The following is a 16,086-nucleotide window of genomic DNA, read 5'->3' on the forward strand; positions in this document are numbered from 1 at the left end:
CCACCGCCATCTAACGGTTAGACCGCGATCCAAATGTGGGAGGGGGCTTGCCCCCGATAGCGGTGTGTCAGTCGATTCATCAGGTGACTGATTCAGCGCCATCGGGCATCGGTATCTACACCACTCTGGGTATGGCGCAGGACCTGTGGCGAGGGAGCTTGCTCCCGCTGGCGGCCTGACAGCTCACCTGGATGTTGGATCAGAGCGGGTACATATCCGTTATTTAGGTAACGGCTGCTATGGGTTCCGCCCTTACGGCGGCTCACTTTTGAAGAGCGCAAAAGTAAGCAAAACGCTCTTGCCCCAACACTCGGCACCTCGCTCACGCTCGGTGTGCCCGTAATCCGACAGGTATTTGGGGGGCCGCCGCCACGCGCCATCCATGGCGCGGGGCGGCTAAACCGGCATCCCTGCCGGTTTACCCCCCAAATCCCTGTCGAATTCCGGCCAGCGTGTTTGACGGGGCGCCTGAGATCAAAAGCGAGATCAAGAGCGACTCGCTTCGCATCGTGGTTAGGGTGGTTGTTAGAGTGCTGTGTAGATACCTCTGCTGCGATGAGGGGGTGTCAATCGATGATCCAAGGTGGCTGACTCACCGCCATCGCCGGCAAGCCAGCCCCACATTTTGACTGCGTTCAGCCCTTGGCCGACTTGGCGCACTCGCAGCCAGTGGCCGCCGAACACGGTTCACCATGGGCATGGTGCTCGGCACAGCCCTGGCAGCAATAGCCTTTACCGTCCTTCATTACCGCGTCAACACCCAGCACACACTTGCAGTGTGGGCAGGCACAGGTCTCATCTGGCATGGTCAGACTCCTTCTTCATGGTCGTCCCGGTGCGGCGGGCGCCGGCACCTTAAGCAGTGACTGCGGCCCGTCGTCGATGGTTCAAACCATCAGTCGGTGCGGGTATTGCTGCGGTACATGAACACCAGCGCCAGCGCCAAACACACCATTGCCACGATCCGGCTGCCCGACAGTTCGATGGCCGGGTTGCCCAGCCAGCCGAAGTTGTCGATCAGCATGCCCATGCCCAATTGACCGACGATGACCGCGACCGTGGCAACAGCCGTACCGACCACCGGCACCGCGCCGACCATCACCATCATGTAGACCACGCCGAACAGTGCGCCGGTGAGTTGCCATTTCGGCACGTCCAGCAGGCTCACCGCCTGGGCGGGTTCAAAGAACAGAATCAGCAACGCGGTAACAATCGCGCCCACCACGAAGGTCACCAGGCTGCCACGCAATACACCTACCGTTTGGCCCAGGCGCCCATTGATGGCGGCCTGCACACTCAACACCGCCCCTGCGGCAACCACCACGACCAGTAACAGAATCAGATTCATCGCCTTAACCTCGTGCAATCAGAACAAGTGCCACCACAATCAGCGCCAGGGCAATCCAGCGCTCGCTATTGACCCGCTTGCGCGCCGCGCCAAACCAGCCGAAATGGTCGATGAGCACGCTCTTGCCAACCTGCCCGGACAAAATCGCGATCATGGTCATCGCGATACCGATATGCGGCGTGGCCAGCGTCAGCACCACCACGTAGATCGGCCCCAGGAAGCCGCCGATCAACTGCCAGCGCGGCAGCTCGGACAGCGCCGGGCCCTTATGCGGGCCGCTGAACAGCAGCAGCAAAAACAGGATCGCCGAACCGACACCGAAGATGCTCAACGTCGCCCATAAATGCCCTACCTGCACACCCAAAGGCCCCAGCAAACCCGCCTCCACCGACAGGCCCATGCCGGCCAGGATCACCAGCGGCAACAACAGCAGCCGCAGGCCATTTTTTTTCGGCTTGGCGTGCGCCACGCCTTCGAGAGAACTTGCTTGCATACATCACCTGCACATCAACAAAGGATTGGATGGCGCGCATTATCCAGTGGCCGTCCTGTGCGATAAATGGGAGCATGCCGACAACACCTTTGCGTAAAACGCACAGCCTGGAGACGTGATGCAAGGCTTGAATGAATTGAGTTTCAAGGCGCTGCGCCTGTTTGTCGCCGTGCTGGACTTTGGCAGCTTCTCCGAAGTGGCACGCCGCGAGGGCCTGGCGCCCTCCTCCATTTCCCGGCAAATACAGTTGATGGAACAGGCGCTCGGCCAACAGTTATTGTATCGCCACACCCGCGCGGTCAGCCCCACCGAGGCCGGGCGCCTGCTCGGGCGGCATGCGCGGTTGATGCTGGAACAACTGGAAGCCGCCGGCCAGGCCCTGCAGGAACAGGAAAGCGAACCCAGCGGACTGGTGCGCATCAATGCGCCGATGGTCTTCGGCCAGCGCCACATTTCCCCTTGGCTGGGCGAATTGTGCCGGCGCTACCCCAAGCTGCAACTGGATATCCAGCAAACCGACACCTACGTCGACCCACTGCAAGATGGCACCGACCTCCTGTTCCGTATCGGCGTGCTCAACGACTCCAGCATGCAGGCACGCATCTTCGCGCCCCAGCGCTTTCGCCTCGCCGCCAGCCCCGCCTACCTGGCTCGGCACGGCACGCCCCAACACCCTGACGAACTCATCAACCACCAGTGCCTGGCCTACAAAGGCATCACCGGCCAGCAACGCTGGTTCTTCCGCAAGGGTCAGGCTGAGTGGACGCCTTATAGCGTCAAGGGCCCAATCACCGGTAACCACGCCGACACCCTGACCCACGCCGCCGAACAAGGGCTGGGGTTGGTGGTGTTTCCTTCCTGGTTGATCGGCGAAGGCTTGCGTGCGGGCACGTTGCAGGCGGTGCTGACGGAGTATGAAGTGGCGACTACCCTGGAGCCGCAGCAGATTGCGGCACTGTGGCCGGGCAGCCGGCGCTTGTCGCTGAAAGTGCGGACGGTGATTGATTACTTTGTGGAATGCTTTGGGGGGGTGCCGTATTGGGATCGGTGACCTCTCAGGGTCGAGGAGAACCAAGCTGTCGAAAAGAACCCAGCTACGAAGTAAATCCCCCTACAGCAATAGGTAGGTCCGTTCTGAATTTTTGGGCCAGTATTTCTCGCCTTGGTATGTTGCGGCAGACTTTGAGGGCATCTTTTTGAGAGATCTGCCATGAGATATCTGCCATGGAAGTCACGTACCAGAAAATATCGCGCTATGAGCGAGTCGCTTCAACCGGCGGTCGTGCCGTCTTTGATAGCGCACCTAGTTTTGGCTATATTTGGCCAAAATATGGGGACAACCACATGATTACCGTTCCTCTGGGTGAAGCTAAAAATAATCTGTCGAAATTGGTTGATGAGGCCGCCGCGGGCAAGGTCATTATCATTGCCAAGCATGGACGTGCGATGGCACAGCTTGTGCCCCTCGGGAAATCCAAGGGTCGGCGAATCGGAGCTATGAAAGGTAAGCTCGTCATTCCCGAAGACTTCGATGCAGCGTTGCCTGACGATCTACTGGATGCCTTTGAAGGCAGCCGTCCATGAGAGTGTTGTTGGATACCCATATCCTGCTCTGGGCGCTCACTGAAGACCCGAAGCTGTCCAGCAAAGCCAGGAAGCTGATTGAGAATGCAGCAGAGATTTACATCAGCGCTGCAACATTCTGGGAGATGGCAATCAAGGTCGGCCTGGGGAAACTCACTGTAGATCTGGAGGAAATCCGTGAGTACTGCCTCGAAAGCGGATTCGTCGAACTGCCCGTCACTTCAGAACATGCCATCGCGGTTAAGGATCTTGAGCATCATCACAAAGATCCTTTTGATCGGCTCATCGTGGCAACAGCCATGAGCGAACCGATGAAGCTGTTGACGGCCGATCCGCAAGTCGCCCAATACACGTCCTTGGCGATCCTGGTTTAGATCATTTCAATGGCTGCACCGCTTCGATCAGAACACCCACTGGCCAATCAGCCAGGCATTCGCCCCACTGATCACCGCAAACAGGAACCACGCCAACAACCGTGTCGGCAACCGATTCACGAACGGCCCCATCAACTGTTTATCGCCGGTCATGCGGATCAATGGATACAGCGCGAACGGCAACTGCAGGCTGAGCACCACCTGGCTGAGGATCAGCAGCTTGCCGATGGCATCGTCGCCCATCAGCCATACCCCCAGGAACGCCGGGATCAGCGCCAGCCCACGGGTGATCAGGCGCCGCTGCCAGCAGGGAATGCGCAGGTTGAGGTAGCCCTCCATGATCACCTGCCCGGCGATGGTGCCGGTGAAGGTTGAGCTTTGCCCGGACGCCAGCAAGGCGATGCCGAACAGGATGCTGGCGAACGCGCCGCCCACCAGGGGGTCGAGCAGGTGGTAGGCGTCCTGGATTTCGACCACATCGGTGTGGCCAGTCTTATGGAAGGCGGCAGCGGCGAGCACCAGGATCGCGGCGTTGACCAGCAGGGCCAGGGCCAGTGAACCGATGGTGTCGATGCGCGCCAGCTTGACCGCGTCCTGTTTGCTGGCCAGGTCCTTGCCGATCAGGCGGGTTTGCACGATGGAGCTGTGCAGGTAGAGGTTATGCGGCATCACCGTGGCCCCGAGAATACCGATGGCCAGGTACAGGGGCGCAGCATCGCTGATGGCCGACAGCGATGGGGTGAAACCGCTGAACACGTCCGGCCAGTAAGGTTTGATCAATACCAACTCGATAAAGAAGCACACGCCGATGGTCGCCACCAGCGCCAGCATGATCGCTTCCAGACGGCGGAAACCGCGATTTTGCAGGGCAAGGATCAGTAAGGTATCGAAGGCAGTGATGACAATGCCGGTGGTCAGCGACACCCCCAGCAGCAGGTGAAAAGCCAGCGCACAGCCGAGCACTTCGGCAAGGTCGGTGGCAATGATGGAGATTTCCGCGAGCACCCATTGGGTGCGTGCGGAGCGCTTGCTATAGCGCTCGCGACACAGTTGCGCCAGGTCTTTGCCGGTGGCGATGCCCAACCGCGAGCACAGGCACTGCACCGCCATCCCCGCCAGGCTGGCCAGCAGCACCACGAACAACAGGCTGTAACCGTAGCGCGAGCCGGCTTCGATGGCCGTGGCCCAGTTGCCGGGGTCCATGTAACCAATGGAAATCAGCAGGCCCGGGCCGGCGAACATCAGCACGCGCTTGAAGAACGAAGCCTTGGGGTCAACGGCAACGGAGCCGGCCACTTCCGGCGGGCAAAACGGGGCGGTAGCGATTTTTGGCAGGCTGAATTTCACACGGTATCCCAGGCAAACACACTCGATAGAGACGCAGCTTATCAGTCGGACGCGACCGTGCGCATCACCGTCTCCCGTGGCAGGTCGAACGTCTCTACCACTTGCACCACCAGGTCCATCTCCTGGTTCAGCGCTTCACGCTCCATGCGCTGGCGAATCACACCAATCACCAGCACCGCCAGAGTGGTGATCGAATACGCCGGGCCGGAAAACGCACGCACCCCGCTCACCAGCAGCATCGCCGCAGCCAAGGCCTGGCCGACCACAGGAATAGCCGTGGCCGCACCACGACGCAGGATAAACCCGGTCAGCCCCGCCAGCGCCGTGCCGCTCAACGCCGTGGTGGCCGATCGGCCGACATCGAACCGGCTGAACAACCCCTGTTCCTTCTGCGCGGCGGCCTTGAGCTCCGCGTCGAACACCTGGCGGTCAGCGTTGCTGAGTTTGTCTTTGTACTGCTCAATGAGCTTCTCGGCGACCCGGGCCTCGAGCGCGGCCAACTCGACGGTATCCAGAGACTCGTCGAACTTGATACCCAGCCGTCGCACCACATCTTCGGCGATCTGGCGATAACTCACGCCGTGCCCGCGGGCCATGTTCATGAAGCTGTCACCGCCCATGCGCTGCAACTCGATGGCCAGCTTGAGCGGCTCACGAACATTGCCGTCTATAGATGCACTGCGTTTTTGCGCCATCAGTTCGGCGAGGAACTTCAACTCTTCGGGCCGCGCCTGCACCAGCGCCGGGAACAGCTCCGCGTCCTCTTCGGCAAACCGTACCTCAGGGCTGCGCTGGTCGGAACGGATCATGCCGCGTCGCTCGTGCAGCAGGTCGGTGTACTGCACCACCGTCTGCAACTGCGGCCAATAGGCGGCGTGATCGAACGTCGCCAAGTGCACGTTGGTGACCTTGGCCTTGAGCGCCGGCGTCACCGGGATCGCATAGCGGCCGATACACCGTTCAGTGTCCGGTTTCAGCGCCAAGGCCCAGTCTTTGCTGGAGTGGCAATTGATCACACGCCCTTTAAGCGGCGCCGAGACGTCGTCCCACGGGCTCGAAGTGCAGATCGCCCCGCCCATCAGCAACAGATTGTCCAATGGCAGCTCGCGGGCGGTCTCAGGGTTGGCCAGCAGGCTCTTGACCAGAATGCGCGCGCCAAGGGAATGGCCGATCAGGTTGATACGCCGTACTGCCAGGGACTCGCCGTGCAGGTAGTTAGCCAGTTCAGGCAGCAGGCTCCTCGCGACTTCGTCCACCCGCGCCTCGACGCTTTTGTAGTGGTCGAGAAAATAGGCAATCGCCTTGCCCACGCCGACGGTCGCCGCGCCCAGGCTACCACCGCCGAGCATCGCGCCCATGACGTCCTTGAAGGGCGCAAACAGGTTTTCCAGGAAATGCCCCGCCGGCCAGAACAGCATCAGGTTGGTCGAGCCTTCGATGCCCGCCAACTGCGCCTTGAAGCTGCCCAGTTGTTGCCGGTTGAAGAACGCCGAATAACCGTGAACATAGAGATTGAGCACATCGCCCTGAGGCTCGCCGCACAGTAGGAACGTGGGCTTGCGGGTGCGGTGCATTTCATCCCACTGGTGCTGCATGGGGCGGTGACTCCTGGTGACAAGGGACGACGATAGTAACAAAGGGCGCGGCTCAGCGCGGTACCGCTGGGGGAAAAGGCACCACGTTGGCTAATGCCAGTCAGTTAAGGATGCACACAGTACCTGTGGCGAGGGAGCTTGCTCCCGCTGGGTCGCGAAGCGGCCCCAGCGCTTTGTTTCAAAAGACTGGGACTGCTACGCAGTCCAGCGGGAGCAAGCTCCCTCGCCACGGGTTACTTTTCGCTCTTGCTGCTTCTTAACTGACTGGCATTCACCACGTTGGCCCCCTCTTCCTTTCAGAAGATGGAAGCGGCCTTGGACTTGGCCAGGTAACGCGCCGGTGAATCCCCCAGGTTACGGCGAAACACCGAGGTGAACGCACTGGAGCTGCTGAACCCCAGCTCGAAGGCCACATCGGTGATGGACGAGCCATGGCTGAGCCGTGCAGTGGCTTCCAGCAGGCAGACCTGTTGGCGCCACGACACAAAGGTCATGCCCGTGCATTCACGAAAATTACGCGTGAAGGTACGCCGGCTCATGCTCGACCAATCGGCCATCTCGCCAATCGAGATTTTCTGCGTGGGCGCGTCAAGGAAGCGCTGACAAGAACGGGCCAGGCGCGATTCCGAAGGCAGCGGCGCACTCAACGGCAACTCGGGCATCGTGCCGATTTCGTCGATCAGCAGGGTCAGCACGCAACAATCACGCACGCTGGGCGAGGCCGATGGCCCAATCGCCAGCGCCGCTTCCAATAGATGACGCAGCAGCGGCGAGACGCCAAACACCTGGCAATAGTCCTGCAACCCGGCGCGCCGGGCGGCGGCGTCGTCCAAGTAGGTGTTGAGCATCACCACGTCGCCGCGCATGTGCATCTCATGCGACACCCCACCCGGCACCCAGATCGCCCGCTGGGGCGGCACGACCCAATTACCCAGGTCGGTGAACATTTTCAACGCGCCTGTGGAGGCGTAGGCGAACTGCCCGCGTCGGTGAGTGTGGCGTGGAAATACTGTCCCAGACGGGTACTCGCGCAACGTCACCACCGCTTCGGGGCTGTCCGGTTTGTAAGGCGAAAAGGTGAAGGTCGGCGGCATGGCCCGATTTTGTCAAAGTATGACCTGACATAGCAAGCGGGCCATCACACCGCCACCTAGAATCATCGCTCCCCAAGTTGGGCTCATATCGAAGGGATATTCGGAAAATGACTGTCAAAAACTACTTGGACGTACGCGTGGACGGCGCTGTTTTGATGGTGGGACTCAACCGCCCGCAGAAGCGCAACGCCATGTCGCTGGAAGTCATGCACGAACTGCGCGAGACCTTCACCCACATCCCAGAAGGCATTGGTGCTGCGGTGCTCTACAGCACCAGCCAGCATTTCTGCACGGGGTTGGACCTGTCGGAAATCCGCGACCAGTCGGTCATCGATAACGTCCAGGCATTTCGCGAATGGCACAAGACCTTCGAACTGATCCAGTTCGGCAAGGTGCCCGTGGTAGCCGCCATTACCGGTGCCGCCATCGGTGGCGGCCTGGAGATTGCCACCGCCTGCAGCCTGCGCGTGGTCGATGACAGCGCCTTCTTCTCGCTGCCCGAAGCGATGCGCGGCCTGTATGTCGGCGTCGGCGCCTCGGTGCGCTTCCCACGCATCGCCGGCATTGCCCTGATGACCGACATGATGCTCACCGGCCGCACGCTCTACGCCAAGGAAAGCTACGAGCGCGGCGTGGCCCAGTACCTGGTGCCGGTCGGCCAGGCGGTGCTCAAGGCCACCGAATTGGCGCACAAGATCGCCGGCAACCTGCCCATGACCAATTACGCGGTGACCCATGTGTTGCCACGCATTGTTGATCAAAGCCAGCAGGACGGGCTGATGACGGAAGCCTTGATTGCCGCCGTGGTGTCTTCCGACACCCGCACACAGGATCGCCTGGCGGATTTCCTGGATCGCAAGAAGGACAAGATCCAGACCGCGCCAGCGGTGTAACTCCCGGTCGTGAACGTTGCCGAGCGCACCTCGGCAAACCATGGATGGCCTTCACAACTCACTATCAACCGGTGAAACCATGTTTCAGCACAGCACTCAAGACGATCTTTATCGCAGCAATGACGCGACCGATGAACGATTGATCAAAATCGAACGCAGCTGGCACAAACGCGCACAGATCAAGCTCGACTCCCAACGCCCGGATATCCAGCTTGACCTGCAAGCGCCGGACTTTCTCGAGGCCCTGTTACCTTTCGCCCATGACCCGCGCTACCAACACTACCCCCATGCCCTGAAGTTGCTGATCCTGTCGGCCGGCTGGGTGATCTACAACCAGAAAACCATCGCCATCGAAACCGAAATCATCTGCCCGTCCTGCATCGACCTGCTGCAGCTGGGCTCGCGCCTGAGCTCGGCCAGCGCCGCGACGATTTCCGAAACCTTGGCGGATGAGGCCTACCACACACTGTTCTCGATCAACATGTGTGAACTGGCGATTACCCAGCGCGGCATGCGCATTAAATGGCCGGAGCTGGAGCTGACCCGCCACCTCAGCCAGGCCCAGGCCACGATGTCCGAGGCGGACTTCAAAATCTACCGCCTGGCGTTCTCGCTGGTCTCGGAAACCTTTATCAGCGACTACCTGGCCGACCTCAGTGACGCGCCGGACATCCAGCCGGTGTTTCGTCACGTGGTGGCCCTGCACAAAAAAGACGAGCTGGTGCACAAACACATCTTCCCGCTGTTCGTGCAGCAGGTGGTGGGTGACTTTACCCCGCAGCAAACCACGCTGTTCACCCGCGGCATCGCCAACTCCATCCGGATCTTCCCGATGCGCGAGATTTCGGCGTGGCGAATCATCCTGCCGCAGCTGCTTGAAGTGTTCGGTGATCGCTCACTGCTGTTGCCGACTCAATTCACCGAGACCGGCGAAGCGGACTACTCGGCCATGCCCGAGATCCTCAGTTCCATCGGTATACGCCCCGAAGCGGTGCTGCCTGAGCTGCATGGGATGAACGAACCGATCATCACCGTTTGAACCCAGCGTGTCGCTGATCACTACAAATTCAATAGAGTAATTGTCATGTGTGGATACATTGGCGTCTTTGCCAAACAACCTCGTGCGTTCAACCCCAACCTGTTCGATGCCGCCCTGCGTGCGATCCATCATCGTGGCCCGGACAGCTCCAGCCAGTGGTTCGACCCCAAGGGCCAGGCCGCTTTCGGTTATGTGCGCCTGGGCCTGGTCGGCCTGGGTAACGGCACCCAGCCGATCGTCGCCGATGAAGGCGACCTGGTGATGATGGTCAACGGCGAGTTCTATGACTATCAACGCATTCGTACGGAGCTGGAGGGCTACGGTTGCCGCTTCAAGACCTCGTCCGACAGCGAAATCGCCATGCACCTGTACCGCCGTCACGGCGTACGCGGACTCAAGCAACTGCGCGGCGAGTTCTCCATTCTGATCTTCGATCGCCTGCGCAAAAAGCTGTTTGCCGTGCGTGACCGAGTGGGCGTCAAGCCGCTGTACTACACCGAGCATGAAGGCGCCTGGTACTTCGCGTCCGAAATCAAAGCCTTGCTCGCCGCCGGCGTGCCCGCAGAGTGGGACCACGAAGCCTACGCCAACCGGGGCTTTATCCTGCGCGACCGTACCGTGTTCAACAACATTCGCAGCGTCAAACCCGGCTGCTGGATCATCGCTGACGAAAGCGGCCTGCAAACCGAACAGTATTGGGACTGGGATTTCCCCGACGCCCAGGCCACCGAGCAACGCAGTGAAGCCGAGATGATCGACTCGCTGCGCCACACCATCGAAGAATCCGTGCGCCTGCGTTTGCACGCCGATGTGCCGGTGGGTGTGTGCCTCAGCGGCGGCCTGGACTCCTCGGCCATGCTGGGCATCGCCACCGAACTGACCGGCCAGCCGCTGCAGGCCTTCCACTTGTCCTTCGAAGGCGAGCAGGCCTACGACGAACGCCAGTACGCTGAAATTGCCGCCCGGCATAACCGCGCCCACCTCAATGTGCTGTCGGTGAACTCCGCCGACATGGCGGACAACTTCGAAAACGCTCTGTGGCACGCCGAGATGCCCTTCGCCAACGCCCATAGCGTGGCCAAGTACCTGCTGTGCAAATACGTGCAGAACCAGGGCATGCGCGCGGTATTGACCGGTGAAGGCGCCGACGAAGTCTTCGGTGGCTACCCGCACTATCGCCGCGACATGGTGTTGTACAACCACGAAAACCAAGACCCGACGGCAATCGCCGAGCTCGCCCGCCGCCTGCACGCCAGCGAAGATCGCTACCTGCCCGGCGGCAAGAACGATGTGAAATGGGTGCAGGACGAACTGGGCCACGGCGTGTCCTGGCTGCAAACCCAATCAGCGTTGTTCGGGCCTCTGGCGCAGTTGTACAGCGATGACTTCCGTGAGCGCTTCAGCAATACCGACGCCTATCGCGAGTTCTACGACCGTCTGAGCCCACGGGCGCTGAACGGCTGGGAACCGGTCAACCGCTCGCTGTACATGGTCGCCAAGTCGAGCCTGCCCAACGTGGTGCTGACCTCCCTGGGCGACCGCATGGAAATGGCCGGCAGCCTGGAAGGCCGCCCACCGCTGCTCGACCACCAAGTGATCGAGGCCGCCTGCCGCCTGCCGGTGAACATGAAAGTGCGCGGCGCCACCGAGAAATACGCCCTGCGCGAAGCCATGCGCCCGTATGTGCCGCAGGCCGTGCTGGACCGCAAGAAGCAATACTTCCGCGCGCCGCCGGCGTCCGAGAGCCCGCAATCGAAGCTGTATGAAATGATCAACGACGTGTTGAGCGGCCCGGCACTGAGCAACGTGCCGTTCTTCGAGCCACGTAAAGTACGCGCCTTGCTGGCAACCCTGCCAAGCTTGTCCCCCGCCCAACGCGCCTCGGCAGACAATCTGCTGATGGAAATCGCCGGGCTGTGCCTGATGCAAAAACGGTTCGCCTTGAACTGACTTTCCGGCGGCACATCGCAATTGCGCTGTGCCGCCTGACCCAAGGAGGGTCCATGCTGAAAAAACATTTGTCACTTGCCGTGCTCGTCACCCTGGTGTGGGGGGTCAATTTCCCCATCACCAAACTGGGCCTGCGCGCCATCGATCCGTTTGTGCTCACGGGTATCCGCTTTGCCCTCGCCGCCCTGCCGCTGGTGTTCTTTATCAAGCGTCCTGCCGTTAAATTCAGCTACGTGGCCGCCTACGGTTTTATCTTCGGGTTGGGCATGTGGGGCGTGATCAACTACGGCATCCAGGTGGGTGTGAGCCCTGGTATTGCCTCATTGATCATTCAACTCAGCGTGTTCTTCACCATGGGCTGGGGCTTTGTGCTGTTCAAAGAGAAGATCCGTGGCGCGCAGATGATCGGCGCGGTATTGGCCTTGATCGGCCTCGCAGGGATCATTTCCACCCAGCAAGGCAACCATGCCGTGCTGGGCGTGATGCTGATCGTCCTCAGTGCGGTGGCCTGGAGCGTGGGCAATGTGATCATCAAGAAGTCCGGGGTGAAAGAGATCTTCTCGTTCATGGTGTGGGCCAGCCTGATCCCGCCGATTCCGCTGTTCCTCACGGCCTGGCTGATGCACGGCAGCGCCGCGTTCGAAGGTTTGCAAGCCAGCCTCGACCTGACGGCGATCTTGTCGATCCTGTTCCAGGTGTATTTGGCCACGCACTTTGCGTACTGGGGCTGGAACTCGCTGCTCAAGCTGTACCCGGTGTCCACCGTGGCGCCCCTGTCGTTGCTGATCCCGGTATTCGGCATTACCAGCTCCATGCTGATGCTCGACGAGCGCATTTCAACGCCTAACCTGATCTCGATCGGCATCATCATCGCCGGGTTGGCGGTGGGGTTGTATCGCCGGCCGGCGAACCTGGCTCCAACCAGCCAAGGCGCGGTGATGCAGGCGGAAAAGTAAGCCCGCACGAAAAAGCCCGGCGCATGGCCGGGCGACTGCCAACCTTCAATACGCGAAATTGTCGATCTTGACCTGGCCATCGGGGAAGGTCGCGATAATCTCCAGTTCGCCGCCCATTGCACGGATGTAATCGCGCAACGTGCTGATGTACATGTCGGTACGCCGCTCCATCTTGGAGACGGCCGCCTGGTTGATGTTCAATGCCTTCGCCAGGCTTTGCTGGCTCAACTGCTGGGCTTTGCGCAGCTCATGCAGGGGCATTTGCTGCAGGTGTTGCTGGAACAACTGCTTGGCTTCAGCACGCGCTTGTGGCGTCATGCGGGCTTGAAGTTCGGCGAATTTCTTAGCCATGGTTACGGCCCTCTCTACACAAAGTTTGCAAATGTACGTCGTACAACTTTTCTGCCACCGGGACGTGTTGGTCATACCAGCGGTGCTGCCCGGTCTTGTCCCCACCCATAAGTAATACCGCGCATCGCCGTGGATCAAATGCGTACAGCACCCGATAAGGGCGCCCCGCGTGTTGTAGGCGCAGTTCCCGCAGGTTGCCGTGCCGGGAACCTTTGATATCGCTGCTGTGGGGAAAGCCCAAGCCCGGTCCGAAAAGCCCCAGCAGGTCAACGCTGGCGGATACCGACACTTGCTCCTTTGTCCCCAAACCCGCCCACCAGTCTCCGAATTCATCCGTGTATTCAATGTCCCAATCCATGCAAATATGCCACCCAAGGAATATAAACTCAAGAGCATAAAACGTAGTAGATAAACTGGACGAGCCGCCACCCGCCACCCTTGGGAAATTGTTTGTACATCCTTCCGCCCTGACAGCAATGCCTCTCAGCACGATCACGCGCTGCAAAAACACAATTATCGACCTGTAAAAAGCGCTCTAATACCCGCCTGTTGATTGGTTTTAAAGATCCTGGAGTTCGCAATGCCCCATGAAGGCAACCTGTTACAAGCAGCCGTGGTGTTCCTGCTCGCCGCCGTGCTGACCGTGCCCCTGGCCAAACGCCTGCAACTGGGCGCGGTGCTGGGCTATCTGTTCGCCGGTGTGATCATCGGCCCGTCGGTGCTGGGGTTAATCGGTAACCCGCAAAGTGTCGCGCAGTTCTCCGAGCTGGGCGTGGTGCTGCTGCTGTTTATCATCGGGTTGGAGCTGTCGCCCAAGCGTTTATGGGTGATGCGCAAGGCGGTATTCGGCGTCGGCCTGGCCCAGGTGCTGCTCACGGGCCTGGTGATGGGTGTTGTCGCGTTATGGCTGTTTGGCCAGTCGTGGAACAGTGCCATCGTGCTCGGCCTTGGCCTGGCGCTCTCCTCCACCGCGTTTGGCCTGCAAAGCCTGGCCGAGCGCAAAGAGCTGAACCAACCCCATGGTCGCCTGGCGTTTGCCATTTTGCTGTTCCAGGACATCGCTGCGATCCCGCTGATCGCCATGGTGCCGCTGCTGGCCGGCAGCGATCACCCGGCCACCGAAGCCCAGGGCCTGCAGCATGTGTTGCAGATCCTCGGCAGCATCGCCGTGGTGATCATCGGCGGTCGCTACCTGTTGCGGCCGGTGTTTCGCATCGTCGCCAAGACTGGCCTGCGTGAAGTCTCCACCGCTACGGCGTTGCTGGTGGTGATCGGTACCGCCTGGTTGATGGAGCTGGTGGGCGTGTCCATGGCCCTAGGCGCCTTCCTCGCCGGCCTGCTGCTGGCGGATTCGGAATACCGCCACGAACTGGAATCCCAGATCGAACCGTTCAAGGGCCTGCTGCTGGGCCTGTTCTTTATCAGCGTGGGCATGGGCGCCAACCTCAGCCTGCTGCTCAGTTCGCCGCTGGTGGTGATCGGGCTGACGCTGCTGCTGATCGGCCTGAAGCTGCCGTTGTTGTACGCGGTAGGCCGTATGGTCGGTGATCTCAATCGCGAGAGCGCCCTGCGCCTGGGTGTGGTGCTGGCAGCGGGCGGTGAGTTTGCTTTTGTGGTGTTCAAGATCGGCCGCGACCAAGGCCTGTTCGAACCCCACCTTTACGATGTGCTCGTACTGACCATTACCCTGTCCATGGCGGTGACGCCGCTGCTGCTGTTGGTGTGCCCGAAGCTGTTCAAGCCCAAGGTCAAGACCGTGGAAGTGCCCGAGGAATATCGCACCATCGAAAGCGACGCGCCGCGTGTGGTGATCGCCGGGATGGGCCGTATGGGCCAGATCGTGGCGCGGATCCTGCGCGCGCAGAACATCTCGTTTATCGCGCTGGACACCTCGGTGGAAACCATCGAGCTGACCCGCAGCTTCGGCGGCATGCCGGTGTTCTACGGTGACCCGCAACGCCCCGAGATCCTGCACGCGGCCAAAGTCGACCAGGCGGAGTTTTTTGTGATCGCCATGGACGACCCGGAGATCAACATCAAGACCGCCGAGCTGGTGCGCAACCTCTACCCGCACATGAAGATCATCGCCCGCGCACGTAACCGCCAGCACGTGCACCGCCTGGTCGACCTGGATGCCTCGCCGATTCGCGAGACCTTCTACTCCAGCCTCGAAATGAGCCGCCGCACCCTGGTAGGCCTGGGGTTGAGCCAGGCCCAGGCCGATGCGCGCATCACCCGCTTCAAAAACCATGACTTGCAGGTACTGGCCGCGCAACACGCGGTCTACGACGACGCCGCCAAAGTCATGCAAACCGCCCAGGAAGCCCGGGCTGAATTGGCAAGGCTGTTTGAAATGGATCGGCTTGAGGAAGAGTCCGACAAGGTGTGAGGCTTCGGATGAACGATTTTGCGAAAATTCTGACAGAATACGCCGCAATTTCGTTAATCCCTGGAGCGCTTCATGGCCACTTTCACCAAGACCGCCGCCTTGCTGGTCCTCGCGCTGACCGCCGGCAGCGTGTTCGCCGCCGCTAAGCCAACCACGCAAACCATCTCCACCTTGGGCGGCAAGTTCACCTTCAACCTGCCCAAGGCCTACGCTGCCGACACCCTGCCCGCCGGCAAAGCCGAAGATGGCACCGCCGATACCCAAGGCACGATGTACGCTAACCAGACCACGAAAAGTGTGGTGATCGTCGCCGAAACCGTGCGCAACGATGGGGTAACCATCGGGGATAACGACGCGAAATTCCTTGATGGCGCCGTGGCCGGCTTCGTCAAGGACCAAGGCGCGGCGCTGCCTGACTTCAAGAAACAGGGCGAGAAAAAACTGACCTTCAAGGGCCTGGGCCTGCGCCAGGTGGACAGCACCGCCACCCAAGGTGGCGGCAAGACGCTGAACTCCACGTTCCTGGCCGGTTCGGGCAATCACTTGCTGGTGATTCAGGCGATTTCGCGCGCGGATGATGCGAAGGGGCATGCGGCGCTGGTGAAGTTGATTACCGGCGGGAAATAACAGTCTTCCCAACAACTCGGTCCAAATGTGGGAGCAAGCCCCCTCC

General features: G+C 60.5%; 17 protein-coding genes. 9 read left to right on the plus strand and 8 right to left on the minus strand.

The window, feature by feature from the left end; genetic code table 11:
- Nucleotides 1–635: 635 nt before the first annotated feature.
- The 3 genes from QCBJ_RS08700 to QCBJ_RS08710 all read right to left on the minus strand — a co-directional run bounded on the left by QCBJ_RS08700 (nt 636) and on the right by QCBJ_RS08710 (nt 1,841).
- Nucleotides 636–806 carry a metallothionein gene (locus QCBJ_RS08700; protein ID WP_012723680.1) on the minus strand — a complete coding sequence of 57 codons (171 nt, stop codon included), beginning with the start codon at nt 804–806 and terminating at the stop codon, nt 636–638.
- Between the two features lie 89 nt (nt 807–895).
- A complete protein-coding gene (locus tag QCBJ_RS08705) occupies nt 896–1,348 on the minus strand; it encodes a DMT family transporter (protein WP_102060587.1) in 453 nt (150 codons plus the stop codon).
- Nucleotides 1,349–1,352: 4 nt separating this feature from the next.
- On the minus strand, nt 1,353–1,841 hold the full coding sequence (locus tag QCBJ_RS08710) for a DMT family transporter (RefSeq protein WP_102060588.1): 489 nt from the start codon (nt 1,839–1,841) through the stop codon (nt 1,353–1,355).
- A gap of 118 nt (nt 1,842–1,959) precedes the next feature.
- Here QCBJ_RS08710 and QCBJ_RS08715 point away from each other — a divergent pair, with 118 nt between their 5' ends.
- The 3 genes from QCBJ_RS08715 (at nt 1,960) to QCBJ_RS08725 (ending at nt 3,799) form a co-directional block, all read left to right on the plus strand.
- The gene (locus QCBJ_RS08715; RefSeq protein ID WP_064054414.1) at nt 1,960–2,892 is read left to right on the plus strand and encodes a LysR family transcriptional regulator; all 933 of its coding nucleotides are present in this window, start codon (nt 1,960–1,962) and stop codon (nt 2,890–2,892) included.
- 173 nt (nt 2,893–3,065) lie between these two features.
- The gene (locus QCBJ_RS08720) at nt 3,066–3,425 is read left to right on the plus strand and encodes a type II toxin-antitoxin system Phd/YefM family antitoxin (RefSeq protein WP_256581478.1); all 360 of its coding nucleotides are present in this window, start codon (nt 3,066–3,068) and stop codon (nt 3,423–3,425) included.
- Nucleotides 3,422–3,799, plus strand: a complete 378-nt coding sequence (locus tag QCBJ_RS08725; RefSeq protein WP_012723675.1) for a type II toxin-antitoxin system VapC family toxin — start codon at nt 3,422–3,424, stop codon at nt 3,797–3,799. The genes QCBJ_RS08720 and QCBJ_RS08725 overlap by 4 nt, the downstream gene beginning before the upstream one ends.
- A 27-nt stretch (nt 3,800–3,826) precedes the next feature.
- On the opposite strand, the gene QCBJ_RS08730 is transcribed toward QCBJ_RS08725, so the two are convergent.
- The 3 genes from QCBJ_RS08730 to QCBJ_RS08740 all read right to left on the minus strand — a co-directional run bounded on the left by QCBJ_RS08730 (nt 3,827) and on the right by QCBJ_RS08740 (nt 7,835).
- Nucleotides 3,827–5,146: an Nramp family divalent metal transporter gene (locus QCBJ_RS08730; protein ID WP_102060589.1), complete on the minus strand. Its 1,320-nt coding sequence runs from the start codon at nt 5,144–5,146 to the stop codon at nt 3,827–3,829.
- Between the two features lie 41 nt (nt 5,147–5,187).
- Nucleotides 5,188–6,741 (minus strand): DUF726 domain-containing protein, encoded by a 1,554-nt coding sequence (locus QCBJ_RS08735; RefSeq protein ID WP_102060590.1) that lies wholly within the window; start codon nt 6,739–6,741, stop codon nt 5,188–5,190.
- Between the two features lie 296 nt (nt 6,742–7,037).
- A complete protein-coding gene (locus QCBJ_RS08740) occupies nt 7,038–7,835 on the minus strand; it encodes a helix-turn-helix domain-containing protein (protein WP_012723672.1) in 798 nt (265 codons plus the stop codon).
- Nucleotides 7,836–7,942: 107 nt separating this feature from the next.
- On the opposite strand from QCBJ_RS08740, the gene QCBJ_RS08745 reads away from it, so the two are divergent.
- The 4 genes from QCBJ_RS08745 to QCBJ_RS08760 all read left to right on the plus strand — a co-directional run bounded on the left by QCBJ_RS08745 (nt 7,943) and on the right by QCBJ_RS08760 (nt 12,673).
- Complete coding sequence (locus QCBJ_RS08745; protein ID WP_043205189.1) at nt 7,943–8,728, plus strand: crotonase/enoyl-CoA hydratase family protein; 786 nt, start codon at nt 7,943–7,945, stop codon at nt 8,726–8,728.
- 79 nt (nt 8,729–8,807) lie between these two features.
- Nucleotides 8,808–9,767 carry a diiron oxygenase gene (locus QCBJ_RS08750; RefSeq protein WP_102060591.1) on the plus strand — a complete coding sequence of 320 codons (960 nt, stop codon included), beginning with the start codon at nt 8,808–8,810 and terminating at the stop codon, nt 9,765–9,767.
- A 45-nt stretch (nt 9,768–9,812) separates the two neighbouring features.
- Nucleotides 9,813–11,717 carry an asparagine synthase (glutamine-hydrolyzing) gene (gene asnB, locus QCBJ_RS08755; protein WP_046036720.1) on the plus strand — a complete coding sequence of 635 codons (1,905 nt, stop codon included), beginning with the start codon at nt 9,813–9,815 and terminating at the stop codon, nt 11,715–11,717.
- A gap of 53 nt (nt 11,718–11,770) precedes the next feature.
- Nucleotides 11,771–12,673 (plus strand): amino acid metabolite efflux pump, encoded by a 903-nt coding sequence (locus tag QCBJ_RS08760; RefSeq protein WP_012723668.1) that lies wholly within the window; start codon nt 11,771–11,773, stop codon nt 12,671–12,673.
- Between the two features lie 45 nt (nt 12,674–12,718).
- Here QCBJ_RS08760 and QCBJ_RS08765 read toward each other — a convergent pair whose 3' ends face one another.
- Nucleotides 12,719–13,024: an XRE family transcriptional regulator gene (locus tag QCBJ_RS08765; RefSeq protein WP_012723667.1), complete on the minus strand. Its 306-nt coding sequence runs from the start codon at nt 13,022–13,024 to the stop codon at nt 12,719–12,721.
- Nucleotides 13,017–13,382 (minus strand): type II toxin-antitoxin system RelE/ParE family toxin, encoded by a 366-nt coding sequence (locus QCBJ_RS08770; RefSeq protein WP_012723666.1) that lies wholly within the window; start codon nt 13,380–13,382, stop codon nt 13,017–13,019. The genes QCBJ_RS08765 and QCBJ_RS08770 overlap by 8 nt, the downstream gene beginning before the upstream one ends.
- Nucleotides 13,383–13,604: 222 nt before the next feature.
- Here QCBJ_RS08770 and QCBJ_RS08775 point away from each other — a divergent pair, with 222 nt between their 5' ends.
- Both QCBJ_RS08775 and QCBJ_RS08780 read left to right on the plus strand, forming a co-directional pair.
- Entirely contained in the window at nt 13,605–15,413 is a 1,809-nt protein-coding gene (locus QCBJ_RS08775) for a monovalent cation:proton antiporter-2 (CPA2) family protein (protein ID WP_102060592.1), read from the plus strand.
- A gap of 72 nt (nt 15,414–15,485) precedes the next feature.
- On the plus strand, nt 15,486–16,040 hold the full coding sequence (locus QCBJ_RS08780) for a hypothetical protein (protein WP_012723664.1): 555 nt from the start codon (nt 15,486–15,488) through the stop codon (nt 16,038–16,040).
- Nucleotides 16,041–16,086 lie beyond the last annotated feature (46 nt).

It is taken from the genome of Pseudomonas sp. QC2 (assembly GCF_002859085.1).
In the GTDB taxonomy this organism is placed as follows: domain Bacteria; phylum Pseudomonadota; class Gammaproteobacteria; order Pseudomonadales; family Pseudomonadaceae; genus Aquipseudomonas; species Aquipseudomonas petroselini.

What these genes read in the sequence shown, in the direction of transcription:
- QCBJ_RS08720 (WP_256581478.1), top strand. Translation starts at nt 3,066, where the DNA reads ATGGAAGTCACGTACCAGAAAATATCGCGCTATGAGCGAGTCGCTTCA.
- QCBJ_RS08700 (WP_012723680.1), bottom strand. Translation starts at nt 806, where the DNA reads ATGCCAGATGAGACCTGTGCCTGCCCACACTGCAAGTGTGTGCTGGGT.
- QCBJ_RS08780 (WP_012723664.1), top strand. Translation starts at nt 15,486, where the DNA reads ATGGCCACTTTCACCAAGACCGCCGCCTTGCTGGTCCTCGCGCTGACC.
- QCBJ_RS08765 (WP_012723667.1), bottom strand. Translation starts at nt 13,024, where the DNA reads ATGGCTAAGAAATTCGCCGAACTTCAAGCCCGCATGACGCCACAAGCG.
- QCBJ_RS08745 (WP_043205189.1), top strand. Translation starts at nt 7,943, where the DNA reads ATGACTGTCAAAAACTACTTGGACGTACGCGTGGACGGCGCTGTTTTG.
- QCBJ_RS08740 (WP_012723672.1), bottom strand. Translation starts at nt 7,835, where the DNA reads ATGCCGCCGACCTTCACCTTTTCGCCTTACAAACCGGACAGCCCCGAA.
- asnB (WP_046036720.1), top strand. Translation starts at nt 9,813, where the DNA reads ATGTGTGGATACATTGGCGTCTTTGCCAAACAACCTCGTGCGTTCAAC.
- QCBJ_RS08725 (WP_012723675.1), top strand. Translation starts at nt 3,422, where the DNA reads ATGAGAGTGTTGTTGGATACCCATATCCTGCTCTGGGCGCTCACTGAA.
- QCBJ_RS08750 (WP_102060591.1), top strand. Translation starts at nt 8,808, where the DNA reads ATGTTTCAGCACAGCACTCAAGACGATCTTTATCGCAGCAATGACGCG.
- QCBJ_RS08760 (WP_012723668.1), top strand. Translation starts at nt 11,771, where the DNA reads ATGCTGAAAAAACATTTGTCACTTGCCGTGCTCGTCACCCTGGTGTGG.
- QCBJ_RS08710 (WP_102060588.1), bottom strand. Translation starts at nt 1,841, where the DNA reads ATGCAAGCAAGTTCTCTCGAAGGCGTGGCGCACGCCAAGCCGAAAAAA.
- QCBJ_RS08715 (WP_064054414.1), top strand. Translation starts at nt 1,960, where the DNA reads ATGCAAGGCTTGAATGAATTGAGTTTCAAGGCGCTGCGCCTGTTTGTC.
- QCBJ_RS08705 (WP_102060587.1), bottom strand. Translation starts at nt 1,348, where the DNA reads ATGAATCTGATTCTGTTACTGGTCGTGGTGGTTGCCGCAGGGGCGGTG.
- QCBJ_RS08770 (WP_012723666.1), bottom strand. Translation starts at nt 13,382, where the DNA reads ATGGATTGGGACATTGAATACACGGATGAATTCGGAGACTGGTGGGCG.
- QCBJ_RS08735 (WP_102060590.1), bottom strand. Translation starts at nt 6,741, where the DNA reads ATGCAGCACCAGTGGGATGAAATGCACCGCACCCGCAAGCCCACGTTC.
- QCBJ_RS08775 (WP_102060592.1), top strand. Translation starts at nt 13,605, where the DNA reads ATGCCCCATGAAGGCAACCTGTTACAAGCAGCCGTGGTGTTCCTGCTC.